The 18,899-nt window shown below is 66.6% G+C and carries 21 protein-coding genes, 2 pseudogenes and 1 riboswitch; of the genes and pseudogenes, 10 read left to right on the top strand and 13 right to left on the bottom strand.

Annotated features, from left to right (window positions below):
• Positions 1-585: 585 nt before the first annotated feature.
• Complete coding sequence (locus KIP79_RS26265; RefSeq protein WP_214107592.1) at positions 586-1,152, bottom strand: hypothetical protein; 567 nt, start codon at positions 1,150-1,152, stop codon at positions 586-588.
• 214 nt (positions 1,153-1,366) lie between these two features.
• Here KIP79_RS26265 and KIP79_RS26260 point away from each other — a divergent pair.
• A pseudogene (locus KIP79_RS26260) lies at positions 1,367-2,205 on the top strand (transposase family protein).
• A gap of 365 nt (positions 2,206-2,570) precedes the next feature.
• Here the strand turns inward: KIP79_RS26260 and KIP79_RS26255 are convergent.
• Positions 2,571-3,530: a hypothetical protein gene (locus KIP79_RS26255; protein WP_214107591.1), complete on the bottom strand. Its 960-nt coding sequence runs from the start codon at positions 3,528-3,530 to the stop codon at positions 2,571-2,573.
• 32 nt (positions 3,531-3,562) lie between these two features.
• Positions 3,563-4,651, bottom strand: coding sequence for a polymorphic toxin-type HINT domain-containing protein (locus KIP79_RS26250; RefSeq protein WP_214107590.1), 1,089 nt, complete (start codon positions 4,649-4,651; stop codon positions 3,563-3,565).
• A gap of 16 nt (positions 4,652-4,667) precedes the next feature.
• Between KIP79_RS26250 and KIP79_RS26245 the strand changes: the two genes are divergently transcribed.
• Complete coding sequence (locus KIP79_RS26245) at positions 4,668-4,874, top strand: hypothetical protein (RefSeq protein WP_214107589.1); 207 nt, start codon at positions 4,668-4,670, stop codon at positions 4,872-4,874.
• Positions 4,875-5,062: 188 nt separating this feature from the next.
• Here the strand turns inward: KIP79_RS26245 and KIP79_RS50170 are convergent.
• Positions 5,063-5,143 (bottom strand): annotated as a pseudogene (locus KIP79_RS50170) (hypothetical protein); the annotation flags it as partial.
• 53 nt (positions 5,144-5,196) lie between these two features.
• Between KIP79_RS50170 and KIP79_RS26235 the strand changes: the two are divergent.
• Positions 5,197-5,616 carry a hypothetical protein gene (locus KIP79_RS26235; RefSeq protein ID WP_214107588.1) on the top strand — a complete coding sequence of 140 codons (420 nt, stop codon included), beginning with the start codon at positions 5,197-5,199 and terminating at the stop codon, positions 5,614-5,616.
• 4 nt (positions 5,617-5,620) lie between these two features.
• Here the strand turns inward: KIP79_RS26235 and KIP79_RS26230 are convergent, their stop codons facing one another.
• A complete protein-coding gene (locus KIP79_RS26230) occupies positions 5,621-6,475 on the bottom strand; it encodes a DUF72 domain-containing protein (RefSeq protein ID WP_250213844.1) in 855 nt (284 codons plus the stop codon).
• Positions 6,476-6,548: 73 nt separating this feature from the next.
• Here KIP79_RS26230 and KIP79_RS26225 point away from each other — a divergent pair, with 73 nt between their 5' ends.
• Complete coding sequence (locus KIP79_RS26225; RefSeq protein ID WP_214107587.1) at positions 6,549-7,064, top strand: DUF6624 domain-containing protein; 516 nt, start codon at positions 6,549-6,551, stop codon at positions 7,062-7,064.
• A 74-nt stretch (positions 7,065-7,138) separates the two neighbouring features.
• Here the strand turns inward: KIP79_RS26225 and KIP79_RS26220 are convergent, their stop codons facing one another.
• From KIP79_RS26220 to KIP79_RS26205, 4 genes are all read right to left on the bottom strand, one after another.
• The gene (locus KIP79_RS26220; protein ID WP_214107586.1) at positions 7,139-7,621 is read right to left on the bottom strand and encodes a hypothetical protein; all 483 of its coding nucleotides are present in this window, start codon (positions 7,619-7,621) and stop codon (positions 7,139-7,141) included.
• Positions 7,622-7,805: 184 nt separating this feature from the next.
• The gene (locus tag KIP79_RS26215; protein WP_214107585.1) at positions 7,806-9,254 is read right to left on the bottom strand and encodes an ATP-binding protein; all 1,449 of its coding nucleotides are present in this window, start codon (positions 9,252-9,254) and stop codon (positions 7,806-7,808) included.
• Between the two features lie 38 nt (positions 9,255-9,292).
• Positions 9,293-9,511, bottom strand: a complete 219-nt coding sequence (locus tag KIP79_RS26210) for a hypothetical protein (protein WP_214107584.1) — start codon at positions 9,509-9,511, stop codon at positions 9,293-9,295.
• Positions 9,508-9,993 carry a hypothetical protein gene (locus tag KIP79_RS26205; RefSeq protein WP_214107583.1) on the bottom strand — a complete coding sequence of 162 codons (486 nt, stop codon included), beginning with the start codon at positions 9,991-9,993 and terminating at the stop codon, positions 9,508-9,510. Before KIP79_RS26205 ends, KIP79_RS26210 begins: the two co-directional genes overlap by 4 nt.
• Positions 9,994-10,204: 211 nt before the next feature.
• Between KIP79_RS26205 and KIP79_RS26200 the strand changes: the two genes are divergently transcribed.
• Positions 10,205-10,822, top strand: a complete 618-nt coding sequence (locus KIP79_RS26200) for a hypothetical protein (RefSeq protein WP_214107582.1) — start codon at positions 10,205-10,207, stop codon at positions 10,820-10,822.
• Positions 10,823-10,861: 39 nt separating this feature from the next.
• Here the strand turns inward: KIP79_RS26200 and KIP79_RS26195 are convergent, their stop codons facing one another.
• Both KIP79_RS26195 and KIP79_RS26190 read right to left on the bottom strand, forming a co-directional pair.
• A complete protein-coding gene (locus KIP79_RS26195) occupies positions 10,862-11,908 on the bottom strand; it encodes a hypothetical protein (protein WP_214107581.1) in 1,047 nt (348 codons plus the stop codon).
• On the bottom strand, positions 11,905-12,420 hold the full coding sequence (locus tag KIP79_RS26190) for an RNA polymerase sigma factor (protein ID WP_214107580.1): 516 nt from the start codon (positions 12,418-12,420) through the stop codon (positions 11,905-11,907). The genes KIP79_RS26195 and KIP79_RS26190 overlap by 4 nt, the downstream gene beginning before the upstream one ends.
• A gap of 169 nt (positions 12,421-12,589) precedes the next feature.
• A riboswitch (guanidine-I (ykkC/yxkD leader) is annotated at positions 12,590-12,697 on the top strand.
• A gap of 52 nt (positions 12,698-12,749) precedes the next feature.
• Here KIP79_RS26190 and KIP79_RS26185 point away from each other — a divergent pair.
• The 5 genes from KIP79_RS26185 (at position 12,750) to KIP79_RS26165 (ending at position 16,989) form a co-directional block, all read left to right on the top strand.
• Positions 12,750-13,871 (top strand): agmatinase family protein, encoded by a 1,122-nt coding sequence (locus KIP79_RS26185; protein WP_214107579.1) that lies wholly within the window; start codon positions 12,750-12,752, stop codon positions 13,869-13,871.
• Positions 13,871-14,872: an ABC transporter substrate-binding protein gene (locus KIP79_RS26180; protein ID WP_214107578.1), complete on the top strand. Its 1,002-nt coding sequence runs from the start codon at positions 13,871-13,873 to the stop codon at positions 14,870-14,872. The genes KIP79_RS26185 and KIP79_RS26180 overlap by 1 nt, the downstream gene beginning before the upstream one ends.
• Positions 14,869-15,693 carry an ABC transporter permease gene (locus KIP79_RS26175; RefSeq protein ID WP_214107577.1) on the top strand — a complete coding sequence of 275 codons (825 nt, stop codon included), beginning with the start codon at positions 14,869-14,871 and terminating at the stop codon, positions 15,691-15,693. The genes KIP79_RS26180 and KIP79_RS26175 overlap by 4 nt, the downstream gene beginning before the upstream one ends.
• A complete protein-coding gene (locus KIP79_RS26170) occupies positions 15,690-16,460 on the top strand; it encodes an ABC transporter ATP-binding protein (protein ID WP_214107576.1) in 771 nt (256 codons plus the stop codon). The genes KIP79_RS26175 and KIP79_RS26170 overlap by 4 nt, the downstream gene beginning before the upstream one ends.
• 100 nt (positions 16,461-16,560) lie before the next feature.
• Positions 16,561-16,989, top strand: coding sequence for an OsmC family protein (locus KIP79_RS26165; protein ID WP_214107575.1), 429 nt, complete (start codon positions 16,561-16,563; stop codon positions 16,987-16,989).
• A gap of 102 nt (positions 16,990-17,091) precedes the next feature.
• On the opposite strand, the gene KIP79_RS26160 is transcribed toward KIP79_RS26165, so the two are convergent.
• Positions 17,092-17,991 carry a serine hydrolase gene (locus KIP79_RS26160; protein WP_214107574.1) on the bottom strand — a complete coding sequence of 300 codons (900 nt, stop codon included), beginning with the start codon at positions 17,989-17,991 and terminating at the stop codon, positions 17,092-17,094.
• Positions 17,988-18,869: a LysR family transcriptional regulator gene (locus KIP79_RS26155; protein WP_214107573.1), complete on the bottom strand. Its 882-nt coding sequence runs from the start codon at positions 18,867-18,869 to the stop codon at positions 17,988-17,990. Before KIP79_RS26155 ends, KIP79_RS26160 begins: the two co-directional genes overlap by 4 nt.
• Positions 18,870-18,899 lie beyond the last annotated feature (30 nt).

The following is an 18,899-nucleotide window of genomic DNA, read 5'->3' as shown; positions in this document are numbered from 1 at the left end:
CGGAATCGGGCGAGAAGTCCGTGCTCCCGACTCTGATTCATTGGAGCGTCACCGCTGATCTGGCCTACCCCGGGCACGCTGATCAGCGATGATGGAGCGACGGGCACGGTTTCCCCCGAGGATCGAAGGCGTCAGACACCGCTGATCTTCAGGAACCGTGCCCTTCCTCGTTGGGCGCTTGGCCAGTCGTTACCCCGCTCTTCACTCCGTACGCAGCCCGCGCCCCAGGCTCAGCGGTACCGGAGAAACCAAACCCGGACGAAACCTCGATACGCCGGGGCCCTGACATCAGCCCCAGTAACTAACTCAGTTAAGAAGCCCCCGGCTACAAGCCCTGTTTTCTCACCATAGTGGCCCTGATCTAGTTCACCTATCAGGTAAAGCGTTTTCCAATCCGTTCTCCCCACTCGGCAAACTTGCCTGCAGGCACGCGAAATTCCAACACCGCCATGTTCGACGGACATGCCGCCGAACTCCGCAAGGAACCTCTTGGCCGCTCCATGCATTACGAAACCGGCCCCCTCCAGGCGACTACGCCAGGCCGCCGGCCAGAAAGGCGCGATGGGTCCGACTTTTCGTTAGGGCTCAGGGGAACACCGAATTCAGCGCTTCTACTCGATTTCGCCCTATCGTGCGGGAACGATCCCTGATGAGATCTACATCGATGCGCCCGGCAGAGTTTGCTAGGATTTCAATATCAGCCAACTGGGCCATGGTCTCAGCAGCATAGTGACGAGAATCACTTACGGCCACGTCATCAACAAAGCTAGCAGAATTCAGTGTCCTGCTGGAACAGTAGATGATGTGGGCAGAGTCGCCAGACGTCAAGTAGGCATAGGAGTAATACATTGCACTAATGGCATCATACGCAAATGCCTGAACACCAGACGGCTCCTCTCCTCCTTGCAGTTCCGGAAATGCCAGTACTCTTTCTCGGCGCGCCGATCTTTCAGCTGAAGAGAGACTCACCCCTCGCCACAAATCCTCAAGAAGATTGAGGAAGGTGTCTTCATCCCCAGCATTCCTGTCATCTAGGGTCCGTGCGAGGAAGAACATACCTGCAGTCCGCTCCACACAACTGGCTGCGAAGATGCTCGACAGGCCCTCTCCAGCCTCCCGGAGGAAACTGGAAAGCGCTTCTTCGACTGTCACCACTCAAAAGTCCTAATCTTCGTTCCGTTCTCCCGCGAATAGACCTGACCAGTGAGGTGATCTCGAAGAATTCGATCCGGACAGAAGGCGTTTCAGTGGCCTAAACAACACCGGCAAGGTAGACACGCGGACGGAACGACCGGGCGTGGGAATGAGTGTGGGGCCCTCGGTAGAACGGTTCTCACCACAAGAAGTCCCTGCCGGAAGGCCCCACGTGATCCCCTATCGTGCCACGCTCGACGTCCCACGTGAACTCGCCCGCCACCTAGCCCGGCTGCTGCACGCCGAACGCCACCGCCGGCACACCCCCAAGGCAGCAGAGCCCTCACCTGCTTCCACCAGGCCATATTCACATTGCGATAGTTCCGTGACGGCGGAGACATCACCGCCCTCGGCCGAGACCACGGCATCTCCCGCGCCACCGCCTACCGCTACCTCCACGAAGCCGTCGACGTACTCGCCGATCAAGCCCCCGGCCTCCACCAAGCCCTGAACCGCGCCCGCGCCGACCACCTGCCCCACCTGATCCTGGACGGCAAACTCATCCCCTCCGACCGATGCGCCGAGCAGACGATCAGCGTCAAGGGAAAGAGCATCGACCTGTGGTACTCCGGGAAAGCCCACGCCCACGGCGGAAACATCCAGGCACTGTTCGCCCCCGACGGATTCCCCCTGTGGATCTCCCACGTCGCGCCGGGATCCGTTCACGACCTGACGGCAGCCCGCCAGGAGGTTCTCGGGGCCCTCTACCACCTCGCCGCCCACGACGGCATCCCCACACTCGCCGACGGCGCCTACGAAGGCGCAGGCCACGGCGTTCACACCCCGATCCCGCAACCCGAGGACGGCCGTGACCTGTCCCCGGACAACCGCACCCACAACCGGCTTCTACACGGCCTGCGCTGCCTCGGCGAACGCGGCTTCGCCCTGCTCACCCAGCGCTGGCGCACCCTCCAGCACATCACCGCCAGCCCCAGCAGAATCGGCGACATCGCCAAAGCGGCACTCGCCCTCACCCACTTCGAACACGGCTATTCCACGGGAATACGCTGAGATCACCTCAATGCACTGGAATCTCTCACCGCGAGTCCCGGTCTCGGCGATTTCACTATAGATCGGCAGCCCCAGTTCAATCTCTCGCCGCACGTCGGACGCCCAGCCCGGATCTGGCAGATCGACGGCTCCACCTGCGATCTGGAAGAGAATATAGAGAATGTCCACTCTCGGCGTCGGGCTCGCCGTGAGCAAGGCACTTCATCGAAGCTGCCATCGGACTTGAATCTGCGAAGATCACCAACCCGAGCGTTCGGCCCGGGAGCCGACTCTACCTCCTGTTCGCCAAAGATCCACCCGGAGAAGGCCAGCATCTCAGCAGGACAATTGCGAACAGGGACCTGTGTTGGGAAACCAGGAGAGCGTCAAGGGCTTCTCTGGGGCGCAGCGGCGTCCAGGAACTGTCTCCTGACATCCGCTTTTACACAAGCCGAATGGACTGCGCTGGCACACTCAATCGCCGTCTGGGCCATAGCGACCAACATATCCGGACTCTCGTCTCGCAAACGACCGATGTCCGTCCACCAAGCTCGATCTTCCTGCTTGGCTAGTTCACTTCCCTCCGGCAATCCATAGTAGGTATCACATAGATAAAGCACGTCCAGGATTTCTTCCGCGCATCTGGCAATAGCATCGGTTGCCTGGGTCTCGATGGCACGGCCGAGCAGTTCGCCCACCGAAGAAACGAGCAATCCCAAATCGCTCTTGATCGGCGGAGCAGCGATTCTTCGCTTCACCCACGGCTTAGATATATCTGCAATGCCAGACGAAAGGATTGAAATGTCTCGAAACACGTCTTCTTCAAATACTCCTCCTTCAAGGCCCGACACCATTCTGCGAAATCGACTTGGCCTGCCAGCCACAATAGCCATAAGTGGCTCGGCGCGAGCCAGGGACGCGGCTAGCCACAGCAACCGCCTGGCAGACGGCAGAAGGTCAAGAAGTTCACGCCGCTGCGTCCCGAAATAGGGATAGTGCGCCCGTAGGCTGGATCCAATCATCCACAGCCTGGCAACCGACTCATCTAGGGACCGCCAGATAGTTGAGGCCGCGCCGAGACGCATCGGCTCCGGTATGGAACTGTCATACTCACAGACCATTGTCAGGTTACCTGGTGAGGTGACCTCAAATCTTGTGGCCAATATAGGTCCGACAGGGGCCACAGCCAGGCGTTCCAGCCCGCGCTTCAGCTCCTCGGTCGAAATTTCTTCGAGAGTCTTGATCTCCCAGCGGGCTCTTTCGCGCCCTACTCCGAGAACTTCACCAGATGGCCAGGACACGATATTGATCCGTAGGAATTTTTCATCCATCCAATCAAAGGCCATCCCTACTCCTGCCCGCTCCGCATTCCTGCTCCCTACAACGAGAAGTGGGTCAAGACTCGCAAGAAGGGAAGTGCCCCAGGTCTGAATATAGTCTCTGCAGGCATTCCTTCACCAGTGACTCTGCTGGTGATGTGCCCCTCCGATACCAGTCGGTTGTAGGTACACTTACACATTTGAGTGATCACAACCGACGCACCATCCCGCGACCCACCGTTCCTGGTCACTCCCCACTGGGCCGCTACGCTGAGGTTGGTGTCAGCAGGGCCCGCGACGCTATAGGTAAAGAAGTTACCAGGCTGTCCGACACTACCGCCACTAGATGCCTCTTTGGCAGCAGGGGAGCTCAAGCCCTTTGCCGCAATGTTTTGCGCATGCTTCGTAGTTGTCCCATGAGCGAAGTCAAGCTGCTCGCCACAATTATGAACGAGAATTTCCTGACTACCTGCGAGAACGTAGTACGTATGGAAGTCGGCGATAGTGAGGTTGTGGACTGTCTGATGAGGGCTGGTCCAACGGGTGATGGCGGCGATCTGGACGTGTGTTCCAGCACTGGTCTGGAGCCAAGTTCCGGGCTGGAGTTGCTCTGCCGGGATCCAATCGCCCAGGTCGGAAACCCAGATGGGATGGCCCTCGGTGGCGGTAACGGAGTCTGTGAGGGCTGGCCCGTTACCGCGTACCCCGTTGAGGATGAGGAAAGCTGACGCATCTCTGGTCTTGTTGTAGGCACCAAGGAACCCACTGTGCTGGTCAGAGCTTGCGGCCTTGGTGAAGCGGACGAGGTTCTTGGTGCCATTGCCGTTGATGACGGCAGTGACGGACTTCGCAGCGGTCTTCCCATTTTCGGGGTCGGTGGCCAGGACCGTGTCGCCGATCTGGACATGTTCGATGGGTTTGGTGGTGCCATCGGCCATCAGGACGCGGGTGCCAGGGATAAAGCTGTTGGGACAGCCGGTGCTGGGTCTGGTTTTGCCGATGGCTCGGCCGATGAGGCCGGCGGTTTTGTTGACCAGGACGCCGCCGACGACGCTGGTGACCGCGCCGACGGTCATGGCGCCGAGGGCGTCCAGGAGGTTTTGTTGTTCGGCGGGGGTGTCCATGGCGTAGCCGACGTAGCCGGCCACGGCGCCGCCTAAGGCCATGCAGCCCAAGCTGCCGGCTCCGGCGGTTAAGGCCAGGCAGCCCGCGGTGACGGCGACTCCGGCGACGGTGGAGACGATGGTGCTGGCGTTGTCTTCGATCCAGCCGCCGATGGCGCCCCAGAAGCTGTCGTCTTCTTTCTCTTCTTCCTTGGGCTTGGGTGGGGTGATCTTGCGGTTCTGCTCGTCCTTGCGGCGCTTTTCCTGACGGTCGTTGTAGGCCTTGTTGTCGGCTTTGCGCTTGGCGCGGACCTTCTTGTTGGTGATCTTCTTGCCGCTGCCGTCGTAGTCCTCGCTCAGGGTGCGGTTGGCGGCGGCGTTTCCGGCGTCGATGCCCAGGCCGGTGACGTCCGACAGGCCGATGGGGTTGTTGCCGGCGTAGGAGAAGGGGTTGGCCCATTGGGGTTTGCGGTAGTCCAGCAGGGGGTCGGTGGAGATGAACTTGGCGATGGTGGGGTCGTAGTAACGGGCGCCGATGTGGGTCAGACCGGTGGACTCGTCCTCGATCTTGCCAGCGCATCGGCGACTTCGTGGGCGGGAACGGGCTGGCCTGGAACCAGGGCGTCGGCAAGACCGGGTATGTGTTCGGGTATCCGCACCACGGGCACCTGGACGGCGACAAGCCGTACAGCGGGTGGACCATGAAGTGGTGCTACGGCACCATCGGCCAGTTCGCTCCCTACCAGGGCGCCGACGCGCATGTCGGCTGGGGGCCCCCGATCAACAACCAGGTCTGCTCGTTCACCCCAGGTGCTGACGGGTCGCCATTCCTGTGGGGATACAACACCACTGGCGACGATCCGATGTCCCGCGTAGGCAACCTCAACTCGGTCATCAGCCGGGTCCGCGACACCGACGGCAACAACCGGTACGACACCTGGACCGGGCCCTACTTCGACGGCTACACCAAGCAGCTCTACGACCTGGCCAACGCCCGCTGGAGTCCATGACCGGTCAGAACAGGGTCAGCGGCTCCACCGGCATGGGCTCGGGCAACGGCTCGACGTCTGGGACCCGGGCCCGTACGTCGTCGTGGAAGCGGCGGGCGAGCGGCAGTACCTCCGCGTTGTCGGGGGTGTGGATGAACACGGTCGGCGAGCGGCCTTCCCGTAGCCAGCCGGCGACCTGTTCCACCCAGGGCTGCCAGCCGTCGGCCGTACGTTCTGCGTCGTCCCGGCCGATGTAGCGGACGATCGGGTGGTCGGTGAGGGCGGTCATCCGGCGTGGCATTCGCGGCTTTCTGCCCCATGCCTCGCGTTCGGCGTCGGTGGCGGGCGGCTTTTCGAAGAGGACCGTCGTGTCGAAAGGCACCCACTCGGCCCGGACACCCGCCAGTACCTTCTCCAGGTAGCTCTCAGCGCGCGCGTCCTCGAAGAACGCCCGGTGTCGTACCTCCACGGCGTACTGGTATGTCCTCGGCAGCCGACGTAGGAACGCGGCCAGGCCGCCCAGATCGTTCGGGCCGAACGTGCCCGGCAGTTGCACCCACAGCGTGTCCGCCCGAGCCCCCAGCGGTTCGATCGCCTCCAGGAACGCCCGCAGCTCCTCATCCGCCCCGGTCAGCCGCCGCTCATGTGTGACGATCTTGGGCAACTTCGCCAGGAACCGGAAGCCCGGGCTGAGCTGACGCGCCCATGACTCGACGGTGCTCCTGGACGGCGTCGCGTAGAACGTGGTGTTCCCCTCCACCGCGTTGCACCACCCCGCATACGCGCGCAGCCGCTCCCTGGGACCCAGCGGGTGCGGCAGATACCGCCCTTGCCATGGCGCATGCGTCCACATCGCGCATCCCACATGAAGAAGCCGCATGGCCAAGACGCTATCCCAGGCCCGGAATGCGATACGCCAGATGCGCGGTCCGTCACGCCGTACGGTTGCCGGCATGACCGACGATGAACTGGTTGCCGAACTGCTGAGGCGGATGAAAGTAGATCAGGAAATCCGTCAGCCGATCGAGAACCCGCCCAGTCGGGAGCACATGAGCCGCTGGGTGGAGATCGACCGGGACAACACGGCGTGGCTCCTGTCGGTGGTACGCGACCGTGGCTGGCCGCTCCTGTCGCAGGTCGGAGAGCGGGGAGAACTGGCGGCCTGGTTGCTCGCCCAGCATGCCGACGCCTCGCCCGAGGTCCAGCGCGAATTCCACGCGCTTCTTACGGAGGCGGTCGCCAACGGGGAGGCGAAGCCCTCCCATCTCGCCTACCTTGAGGATCGGGTCCGCGTGAATTCCGGGCGTCCCCAGCTCTACGGAACCCAGTTCATCGAGGATGGCGATGGCTTGAGGCCAAGGCCGATAGAGGACCCGGATCAATTGGATGAGCGACGTGCCGCCGTAGGTCTGGAGCCGTTCGAGGAGTACGCCGCGCGAATGCGGCAGTTAGCGGAAGGCGATACCTGACGCCATGCGATGGCGCGCTTTACCCACCCGCGTGGGGCGGTGCGCCACCCGTCCATGCCCTCACGATCAACAGATCAGCCCGCCTCGACCACCTTCTTAACGCTCAACTGCCGACGCACCTGCGGTGTGAACGGCAGCAAGGTGAGCGCGATGCCCACGCCCCCGTAGAGCGCATGGAGCCAGGACTGCCCAGGCATGTAGATCAGTTCGAGGCCGATCCAGATGACCTGCCCAATTCCCAGGAGGAATGTCGCGGCCCAGGACCAGTGGTGCCCCGTCCAGCGCTCCACGGGGCGAAGCATGCTCCATCGCAGGCGGGCGAACATGCCGCATGCGGTGACCAGCGACCCCAGGCCGAACCCGATCCCTAACACCAAGCCGGGGATCAGCCAACTGTCGATGAGTGGGAACAGATCGAGCCAGTCGGACGGGAACAGGTCATCGGCCCACGGACCGAGCAGCAGGATGCCCCCTGCCACCGCACTGAGCCCGAGAAATCCGAGTACCGCGATTGTGGTGATCATCGCCGGAGGGCGGCGCTCCATCATGGTCGTCATACACCGAGCATCAGCCGAATCGAGAGTCACCTGCCAGGGAAGGAGGACCGCCCTCCGAGTGCCGTTCGTCCCGCCCTTCGGCGTCTTTCAGTTCTTCAGGCACCGGGACGCACACCGGCGGGTGCGGCCAGGTCGCTCGTGAGACCGGAAGCAAGGGTGCCGATATATGTCCGGTCTTGTCTGGCTACTGCTGCCAGGCGGCGACGACGTCTGCGGGGGTCCATACGAGATCTACGTGTTTGGGATTGATGTCGGGGTGCAGACCGTTGAGGGTGGCGGCGACCAGGCCGGTGATGCCTGGCTCGAAGCCGGGGACCTTGGCTGCCGAGCGGTGGGACGTGGCCAGGTCATGAGGGTCGAAGGGCGTGTTGAGCCATTTGATCGAGCCTGTGAAGTGGATGCGGTTTGCGATGGGGGCGCGGTCGGCGCCGATCAGGTCGACTTCGGGGTCGAACTGGCGGTTCCACCAGCTGCCTACGGTTTCCACTTCGGGCCAGGGCAGGTTTTCCGTCAGGGCGGCGAGTTCGAGGGACTGGCGGATGAGTGGTTCCACCGCACGGCCCCGCCATGCGGTCCAGCGCCGTTCGATCAGGCGGAACCCGGCGTCCGGACGTCCTCGTTGAACCTGTTCGTAGACCGGGCGGAGGATACCCAGGTACAGGCGAAGGTTGCTGTCAGCGACATGGTAGAGCGCGGGCTTTCCTGGTCGGGTGGACAGCGGCTCGGCAAGGGCCAGGATGTGCTTTTCCTCGGTCAGGCGCCGGAGTAGCGGGGACAGGGTGCCCGACGGCAGGGCGCCCTCCCGGCTGCCCGCTTTGGCGGCGATGGTGGCGTGGGTACGGTCCCCCGCCCCCACCGCCTGCAGCACCCGGCGTGCGGTGTCCGGGTTGGGGAACTCTGCCAGAAGCGCCGCCTCCGGCACACCGAAGACCGGGGCGGCCGGGTCGGCGGATTCCTGGCGAAGGAAGTCCAGGGCGGGCATGGCGTGCGGCCAGCTACGCAGGATGCCGGGCAGGCCCCCGGAGACCAGGTGGGCGTCGATGGCGTCGGCCGGGCCGAGACCCAGCGCCGCGCCGACGTCAGCCGGATTGAGCGGGCCCAGGATCAAGTTGTCGGCCCTGCCGTAGAAGGGCCGGTCGTAGGCGGTCAGGCGCTCCATCATGTGCAGGTCGCTGCCAAGAAGCAGGAGCAGGACCGGCCGGGGCGACAGCAGGCGGTCCCAGGCCGTCTGCAGGGCGCCGTCGAACAAGCTGTCCTGCTCGGAGAGCCAGGGCAGTTCGTCCAGCACGACGACGCAAGGGGTGGAAGGCAGGACCGAAGCCAGGACCCGGAACGCGTCCGGCCAGTTTCCGCTGTCGAGCACCGGAACCATTTCGGGGTCGGACGGCAGCGCCGACTCGCGCAGGTCGGTGAGGAACGAGGCTACCGCCTCAACCGGTGAAGCACCTTTGGTCGCCGTTGAGAACAGGTAGGGAACGCCTACGCGGTCGCAGAATTCCTGGACCAAACGTGACTTCCCGACCTGCCGTCGGCCGCGCAACGCCAGGGCGACTCCGGAGCCAGTGGTTTCCACCCGCTTCAGGCGCTTGTCCAGCAGCGTCAGTTCGCTCGTCCTGCCGATGAAGTCTGCCATCCCGCCTTCTATGTAGATTCAATCTACGTAGATTGATCCTACATAACTTGCCGACGCGGAGACTGCCAGCGGTTGATCAGCCAGGCGGAGACTTCGGGGTTGTCCTGGAGGTCCTCCCAGGGGATCGCGGTGAGGGCGAGGGTGGCGTGGCGGGGGTCGGAGGGGGCGAGGAGGAGGGCGCCGTCGGCGGTGAGGGTGGGGAGGGTGAAGCCGTACGGGATGAGGAGGAAGCCGTCGGGGTGGGTGATGGCGGTCATGGGCAGGGCTCTCTGTTGGCGCAGGTTTTGTGGTGGTTCCAGACGGAGCGGGCGACGGCGTCGTCGCAGGAGAGCAGGCGGAGCAGGCGGTGGGCGCGGCCGGTGGCGACCAGGGCGTACGACTCCGCCCACCATTCCTCGGAGGAGTGGTAGTGGTCCTGGCGGAGGACGGGGACGCAGCGGCTCATGATGCGCCGCCACTCGGGGTGGGTGGCGCGGGTGTCCAGGCGGTAGAGCAGGTGGCCGACCAGGTGGTGGGCGAGCGAGGCGGACACGTGCGGGCCGGTGCCGACGAGCATGCGGACCCCTCCGGCGGAGGCGGTGCCCCCGGGGAGGTGGAGCAGGCCGGCCAGGCCGGGGGCGGCGCCGGAGCCGAGCCAGATGCCCTCCAGGTGGGTGGTCAGGCGGGTGGCGATGTGGGCGGGCAACTCGCGTAAGGCGTTCAGGGCATGGGTGAGCTCGGGGGTGGGGTCGAGTTCCATGCGTACGACGGAATCGAGTGTTAACAATTGGGACTCCATCTGTCCTCCTAAAGCGACCTTGCTCCCTAAAAGTCGGCACCCGGCGGGCGTATTACAGGGTGACGGCAAGGATTATCGCTCTACCCCTAAAGGCCATCGGCTATCGTGATCGCCGTTCCCGGGCCAAAACGGCGCGCGAATCGCATTTATCACCCTCCGAGGAGAAATTTCAGTGAAAATGGTGCTTTGTGCACTGTTGGCCGCCTGCCCTCCGGTAGCTCCGATCATTTCGGCCACTCCCCCGGTCACTTCGGCTACCCCGGCGGCTACTCCGGCCACCCCGTCGGTCAGCTGGATTACTCCGGTCCCTCCGGTCAGCCCGTCGCCGACCGCCACCCCCTGGGACCAGTGCGCCACCGATCTCCGCCAGGGCATCGAGGAGCAGCTCACCCGCCGCCCCGACGGTGCGGTGGAACCCCCCAACACCGTCGTCTACCAGGGCGGCGGCGGTCAGATCGTCGAGGTCGTCGAGGTGCACCCCGAGTCCTGCGGCGTGCTGCGCGCCTTCCTGCCCACCCGCTGCGACGAACTCGGCTGGCTCTGCGTCTGGGCCCGCCCGGGCAGGGACAGCCACCTCTGGGGCACCACCATCCAGAACAAATGGCTAAATGTCCAAGCATCTCCGGCATATCCGTATAAATCCATCTGGAACAACCGCGAGAGGGGATTCTGCGTCAAGAAGACCCTCACCGCGACCCCACGCTGCTTCGCCCCCGGCTACGCCGACGATGACATCACAAAGGACGAAAAAATCGGCGCCTGGCGATATGTCCATCTAAAGGTGGCATAGCGACAAGACAGCCCTGCGCAGACGCAACCGAGCAGGGCTCTAAAGTCGACGTCGGTACCCGGTGACCCAGCCCTGCGCGAGGACGTACCGGTACTCGAAAACGCACGGTACGGACACGTTCAGGGATGACCGGGCGGTCAGCATCGCCTCCACCGAGATGAGCCGCCCGGTCCCCCGATCCACCAGCAACACCCACTGCTCCGGCCGCGGGTCCCGGGTACGGAAAGCCCAGGCCGTACCGGACCGCCCGGTACGGCCCACCATCGACCCGAGCGACCACACGTCCGGACGGCCGGCGAACAGCCGCCAGATCCGCGCCTGCTGCGCCGAGGTGAGCGTGTCGTCCATCGCCAGGTCCAGATAGGCACGAGCCAGCCGATAGGTCTCCGACCCCACCTCCGGCCCGGCCGCCAGCAACGCCCTCCGCAACCCCTGAGCGGAACGCGGCAGCGTCTGCCCCCGCAGTGCCCGCGTCAGGACCGCCGAGTACTCCCGCACCGCCCCGGGCCGCCCACCCCCGTCCAGCGGGTACTCCCGCCGCAGCATCCGCCCGATCGGCCCGATCGGCGTCCACCGCTCCACCAGGTACGGCCGCACCCGGGACACCTGCCCGGCCGGCCCTGCCTCGGTCGCCATGCGCCACTCCAGCGAGCGCAGGTACCCGTAGCGGTCACCGACGGCCGGTTCCCGCGTGGCCCCGTCGGCGGCCTGGGCCAGCAGGCTCAGCGCCGGACCGGCCGTCGGATAGTCCGGCCCCTCGGACGGCGTGGCGCTGGCCACCGTGGCCTGCGCCCGGGTGGCGCAGATGGGCACCTGGGTGCTACCGCCGCCCGGCGCCGGCAGGGTGAAGGTCGAGGCCAGCCGGTAGTTGACCGCCGGTGGCGGCACGGGATCGTCGGCGGTGACGTTGATCAGCACCGCCACCAGCCCGATCAGCAGCGCCACGGTCACCGGCACCAGTTCCCCGGTGCGGCGCCGCCGGCCGTACATGATCGCGTACATCCGGGCGAGGTCCGGTGGGGCGGTGGCGAGGTCGGCGGCGGGGTCGTGGCGGCGCATCAGGGCGCGGAAGTCCTCGGGGGTCACGGCAGCCCCCCGTAGCCGAGGCGGAGAAGGTGGTGTTCCAGGCGGACCCGGGCCCGGTGCACCCGGACGGCCATGGCGTTCGGCGTGCATCCGGCGATCACGGCGGCCTCCTCGATGGTGAGTTCCTCCCAGTAGCGCAGTTGCAGGGCCTCCCGGTCGGCGGCGGACAGGCAGGCCCGGGCCGCCTCGAAGATCCCGTCCAGGTCGGGCGGAGCCGACCCGTTGCCCGGCGGCGTGGCCTGCGCCTCCAGCCGCCGGAGGAACTCGGCGAAGCGGCGGTGCCAGCGGCGCCGGTTGGCCACCTCGCCGCGGGCCTGGCAGTAGAGCCAGGGCAGCGCGGACTCTCCGGCGGGCACCTCGTCGAGCCGGCGCCAGGCGATCTCGAAGGTCTTCTGCACCACGTCCTCCGCCATCCCTTGATCCACCTGCCGTCGCGCGTACGCCAGGAGGGTTCCGTAGTAGGCGCTGTAGAGGCGGGTGAACCGCGCGTCGTGGTCGTGCTCGTCCGTCACCGCCAGCCCCTCGCCGGTAACCGTCCCTCGGGATTAAGTCCGCGTGTGCCGCCACGATTACACAAAGGATCAGGACACCTACCTAGAGTTATGCAATCGATGTGCTTACTCACCGGAAACACGGAGGTAACACCACGGAGGTGTCATGAATGGGACTCATCCCGAAAGGGTGGGGCGCACCTAGGGTTCCGCTCGGACCAAAGCGTTCCGAGGCTGGTCCGAGAGGTGCAGGCGGCCGGACGCGGTCGTTCCACGGCGGGAGAAAAGCCCGGGAGACAGTCATAAACGGCTGCCTCTGTCGATGAGGCCTTTCCCGATGAGGAGTGCCCGTGGGACACATCCACAACAATTACGGCCCCGAAGCGCGTTACGCCGTGGAACGCGAGGCGCAACTGCCTACCACCATGCACGAGCGGGAGATCGCCCGGGGCCTGGAGTACGGCCTGCCCGGCGCCGATTCGATCAAGGACCGGACCATCCCCACCTTCTCCCGGGGCGAACTGCCGCACTTCGCCGGCATCAACACCTTCCTCAAAGCGCCATATGTCGAAGATGTCAGGCTTTGTGGGCAGTATGACGTGGCGATCCTGGGAGCTCCGTTCGACGGGGGCACCACCTACCGCTCCGGCACCCGGTTCGGCCCGCAGGGCATCCGGAGGATCTCCGCCCTGTACGGCCCGTACAGCTTCGAGCTCGGGGTGGACCTGCGGGAGTCGATCACCATCTGCGACCTGGGCGACATCTTCACCATCCCCGGGAACATCGAGAAGACCTTCGACCAGATCAGCAAGGGCGTGTCGCACGTGTACGGCACCGGCGCCTTTCCGGTGGTGCTCGGCGGCGACCACTCGATCGGCTACCCCACGGTCCGCGGCATCGCCGAACACCATTCAGGAAATGTCGGGATCATTCATTTCGATCGGCATGTCGACACCCAGGAGACCGACCTGGACGAACGCATGCACACCACGCCGTGGTTCCACGCCACCGACATTCCCAACGTGCCCGCCAAGAACCTGGTCCAGATCGGCATCGGCGGCTGGCAGGCCCCCCGCCCGGGCGTCAAGGTGGGCCGGGAGCGCGGCACCACCATCATGACGGTCACCGACTGCGTGGAGATGGGCATCGAGGCCGCCGCCGAGCGGGCCCTGGAGGTGGCCTGGGACGGCGCCGAGGCCGTCTGGCTCTCCTTCGACGTGGACTGCCTGGACGCCGCGTTCGTGCCGGGCACCGGCTGGCCCGAGCCCGGCGGGTTCCTCCCCCGCGAGGTGCTCAAGTTCATCCAGCTGATCGCCGACGCCCGGCCGCTGGCCGGCATCGAGGTGGTGGAGTGCGCCCCGCCGTACGACAACGCCGACATCACCTCCCTTATCGCCACCCGCGTGATCTGCGACACCCTCGGGTGCCTGGTCCGCTCGGGTCACCTCCCCACAAAGAAGGGAGCGGCGTGATGCTCCGTCGCTTACTGCCCATCCTGGCCGCCTTCTCCCTGTTCGGTACGGCCTGCGCCGCCGAACCCGCGGCCGACCCCGGCACCGGAGCCGCCGCCACGGCCGCCGGGCCGGAGAAGATCACCATCGGCTTCAGCGCCTGGCCGGGCTGGTTCCCCTGGCAGGTGGCCGCCGAACAGAAGCTGTTCGAGAAGAACGGCGTGCAGGTGGAGCTGAAGTACTTCGACAGCTACACCGACTCGCTGAACGCGCTGGCCACCGGCACCATCGACGCCAACAGCCAGACGCTCAACGACACGCTGGCCTCGGTGGCGGGCGGGGCCCAGCAGAGCATCGTGCTGGTCAACGACAACTCCACCGGAAACGACCAGATCATCGCGGCACCGGAGATCAAGACCCCGGCCGACCTCAAGGGCAAGACGGTCGCGGCCGAGCAGGGCACCGTGGACCACTACCTGCTGCTGCTCGCGCTGCAGAAGGCCGGGCTGACCGAGGCCGACATCACCTTCACCCCGATGCTCACCGACGCCGCCGCGGCCGCGTTCGTGGCCGGCCAGGTGGACGCGGTGGGCGCGTTCGCGCCGTTCACCTCGACCGCGCTCAAACGGGAGGGCAGCACCGCCATCGCCACCTCGGCCGACTTCCCCGGCGCCATCCCCGACCACCTGGTGGTCACCAAGGATCTGCTCGGCCGGAACGAGAAGGGCGTGCAGGCGCTGGTGGAGACCTGGTTCGACACGCTGGAGTGGATCGGCGCCAACCGGCCGGCGGCGCTGGAGATCATGGCCAAGCGGGCCGGGGTGTCGGTGGCCGACTACGAGACCTACGACCAGGGCACCACCATCTTCACGCTGGAGCAGAACCGGCAGGCGTTCGCCGCCGACCTGCCCAACCAGGCCAAACTGATCTCCGACTTCCTGGTGTCCACCAAGCTGGTGGACGCGGCGCCGCCGCTGGACGGCCTGTTCGAACCGAAGTTCGTGCAGGCAGTCCAGCCATGACCGACCTGATGACCAGACCGGAGATTCCCGCCGTGACGCCGCGGCGGGTCAAGCTGCTCAAGACGGAGGTGTCCCGGCGGACCGCCTGGATCCTGCGGGCGGCCTCAGTGCTGGTGCCGCTGGCCGCCTGGTGGGCGCTGAGCGTCAGCGGGCTGGTGGAGGACACCTTCCTGCCGTCGCCGCCGGAGGTCTGGACGGCCGGTCTGGAGATGGCCGAGAGCGGCGACCTGCCCGCGGACGTGCTGGCCAGCCTGGGGCGGATCGGCGCGGGCTTCGGCCTGGCGGTGCTCATCGCGGTGCCGCTCGGCTTCGCGATGGGCACCCTGGGCTGGGCGCAGCCGCTGCTGGAGCCGGTGATCGGCATCCTGCGCTACCTGCCGGCCTCGGCCTTCATCCCGTTGCTGATCATCTGGGTGGGGATCGGGGAGGCGTCCAAGATCGCTCTGCTGGTGCTGGGCGTGGTGTTCTTCAACACGCTGATGACCGCTGACGCGGTGCGGCAGGTGCCGACCCGGCTGCTGGAGGTCTCGGCCATCCTCGGGGCCGGGCGGGGCCGGGTGGCGGCGCGGGTGGTGTTCCCGTACGCGCTGCCCGGGATCCTGGACGCGATGCGGGTGAACGCCGCGGCCGCGTGGAACTTCGTGGTGGTCGCGGAGCTGATCGCGGCCACCTCGGGTCTTGGGTACCGGATCACCCGGGCGCAGCGGTTCCTGCAGACCGACCGGATCTTCGCCATCCTCATCGTGATCGGACTGATCGGGCTGACCATCGACATCACGCTCCGGCTGCTGCGGGCGCGGGTGGGGCGGTGGGCGACGTGACCGGGCTTCGGCTGGAGGGGGTGGCCCGCGAGTACGTGCCGGGGCAGCCGGTGCTGGACGGGATCGACCTGGACATCCCGCCCGGGGAGTTCGTCACCGTGGTCGGGGCCAGCGGGTCCGGCAAGTCGACGCTGCTCTGCCTGATCGCGGGGCTGGCGCGGCCGACCCGGGGGCGGGTGCTGCTGGACGGGCAGGAGGTGCTCGGGCCGGGGCCTGACCGGGGCATGGCGTTCCAGACGGCCTCGCTCTATCCGTGGCGGAGTGTGGCGCGCAACGTCGCCTTCGGGCTGGAGGCGTTGGGGGTGCCCAAGGCCGTACGGGCCGAGCGGGTGGCGTGGTTGCTGGAGGAGGTCGGGCTCAGCCGGTACGCCTCGGTGTTGCCGGGGCGGCTGTCCGGTGGGCAGCAGCAGCGGGTGTCCATCGCCAGGGCGCTGGCCTGCCAGCCTCGGGTGCTGCTGCTGGACGAGCCGTTCGGGGCGCTGGATGTGCAGACCAAGGAGGACATGCAGCTGTTCATCCGGCAGATCTGGCAGGACGTGGGGACCACGGTGGTAATGGTCACCCACGATGTGGAGGAAGCGGTCTTTCTCGGGCAGCGGGTGCTGGTGTTGTCCAGCGATCCCGGGCGGATCAGTCAGGACATCACGGTGGATCTGCCTGAACCGCGCACCCTGGAGGTACGGCGGAGTGCGGAGTTCCTGGCACTGCGGGCCCGGGTGGAGGATCTGGTACGCGCTGAACACCGGGCCCATCAGGCGCGGGTGTGAAATCTCCGGGTCCGAAACGGGGACGCCGGTTCGCCATGCGGGTCGGCGGCGGCGCTAGGGTCGCCAATGAACAGTCTCAGAACTGAAAGGGATATCGACAATGGCGACCACGCGTACCGCGACCACTCAGTGGAAGGGCGCTCTGCTCGACGGCTCCGGGACGGTATCGCTTGACACCTCCGGCGTTGGCACCTTCGACGTGACGTGGGCCTCGCGGTCCCAGGAGGCGAACGGCAAGACCAGCCCCGAGGAACTGATCGCCGCCGCTCACTCGTCCTGCTTCTCGATGGCGCTCTCGCACGGCCTGGCCGGGGCGGGCACGCCGCCGCAGTCCGTCGAGACCAAGGCCGACGTGACCTTCCAGCCGGGCGAGGGCATCACCGGCATCGTCATCTCGGTCCGCGCCCACGTCCCCGGCATCTCCGCCGAGGACTTCCAGGCCGCCGCCGAAACCGCCAAGGCCAACTGCCCGGTCAGCAAGGCCCTGACCGGCACCACCATCACCCTCAACGCCGAACTCCTCAGCTAGTCACCCTCGGGACCGGCCCTCACCTCTGAGGGCCGGTCCAACCCGTGGTACTCCCACGTAACGCTCGAACATCGTCCATCGCGAGGGCGGCAAGGTCGAAGCTCACAGGTGCCGTAGTTGGTCGCGCAGGGTGCGGGCGACATGGCCCATGAGGGCCTCCGCGCCCGGCTGGCTGACGGCCGCGACGCGGGACTCGGTGAGGACGGCGACGCCGAAGGTCTGGCCGTCGGCGTGTTCGACCACGCCGACCTCGTGGCGGAGGTTGAGCAGCGTGCCGGTCTTGGAGGACCAGCGGGAGGCGTCGGAGGTGAAGTCGGGGGCCAGACGGTGGCGGATGAGGTTCTCGCCCATCAGGGTTCTTACGCGTTCGGCGACGGACGCGTCGATCGTGGAGGGGGTCCACAGCGCCTGCAGGAGGTCGAGGAAGGCGCGTGCGGTTCCCGTGTTGGCGCGGGTCACGTCGAGTTGGGAGATGCGGTGCCCTCGGCCGGCCGTACCGGCTTCGATGGCGAGGAAGTGGGCGAGGTGGCCGTCGCCGGGGTCGAGGCGGTCGGCGGGGGTTCTGACCAGTTCCTCCATGGTGTGGCGGACGGCGATGCCCTGGATGGCGAGTTCGTGCAGGATCGCGGAGATCCGGGCCGGCGGGGTGAGGGCGAACAGCGCGTCCGTGGCGGTGTTGTCGCTGATGGCCATGGCGAGGTAGAGCAGGTCGTCGATGGCGATCCTGGCCGGGTGGCGGAACCGGCTGAGTCCGGTCTGTCCGGTGCCGGGCTTGCCGGGTTGCAGGAGGATCTGGGTGGCGCCGTCGAGTTCGCCCCGGCGGACGCGTTCGAGGGTCGCGATCGCGAGCGGAATCTTGACCAGGGAGGCGACCGCGTATTCGATCTCCGGGTCGATGCCGATCTCCTCGCCCGATCGCAGGTCCCGGACCAGGAACGAGCCACGCAGCCCGGCCTCGTCGAGCATCTCGCGGAGGTCGCGGAGCACTTTCCGCACGCTCATCCTTTCTCCCCGGCACCCAGGCAGCGGCCGATCGCGTCCCCCAGCCGGGCCCGGACGCGTTCGGCATCGTCCCCGACGGCCGCGGTGACCACGTATCCGCGGACCGGCCTGATCTCGCCGAGGGCACGCCAGTGTAGTCCCAGCTCGGCGGCCTGCGTCGGCGAGCACAGCAGGAGGTCCTCCGTGCACAGCACGTCGGCGGCGGCCGCGACGAGCGTGGTCGCGACGCTGACCTGGCCGGGCTGGAGGCCGACGGCGTCCCTGGTGCGGAACATGCGGTCGCGGATGTGCGGGACGTCGTCCTCGGGCTGGATCCAGACGCGGCGGCGCGGTGAGGCCGGTGCGGCGCGGCCCGCCCGGAGGCTTTCCAGGTAGAGGGTCCGCACCGGAAGGTCGGCGGTCCCGGCGACTCCGAGCGGCGTCGACCAGGTCGCGTCGGTGCCGGGCACGGCGACCAGCGCGGCCCTGACCTCGCGGGTGCGGACGAGTTCGGCCCGTTCGGCGGGAGCGGCGGTCAGGAGGTCGAGGGGGACGCCGCCGCGGCGGCCGGCCGCGGCGAGGTGCGCCAGGTCGCGTGTGGCGCAGAAGCCGGGAACGGCGAGGCGGAGCGGGTTGAGCCTGGCCTGCCCGGCCTCGTGTTCCATGTCGTCGGCGAGCCGGACCAGGCGTCTGGCCGACGGGAGCAGGTCGCGCCCGAACTGGGTGAGGACCGCGCCGCGCGAGGAGCGGTCGAACAGCCGCTCGCCGAGGTGGTTCTCCAGAGCGGCGATGCGGCGGCTGGCGACCGGTTGCGGCACTCGGGTGGCCGCCGCGCCTTCGGTGAAGCTGCCTCGCTCGCTGACGTTGACGAAAACTCTCCAGGCGCTGAGCAGGTCCATGACCAGAAACTATGCTATTTCCGCATAAAT

The sequence above is a fragment of the Acrocarpospora catenulata genome (assembly GCF_018476525.1).
Lineage (GTDB): Bacteria > Actinomycetota > Actinomycetes > Streptosporangiales > Streptosporangiaceae > Acrocarpospora > Acrocarpospora catenulata.
This window is presented reverse-complemented; position numbering and strand designations above follow the sequence as displayed.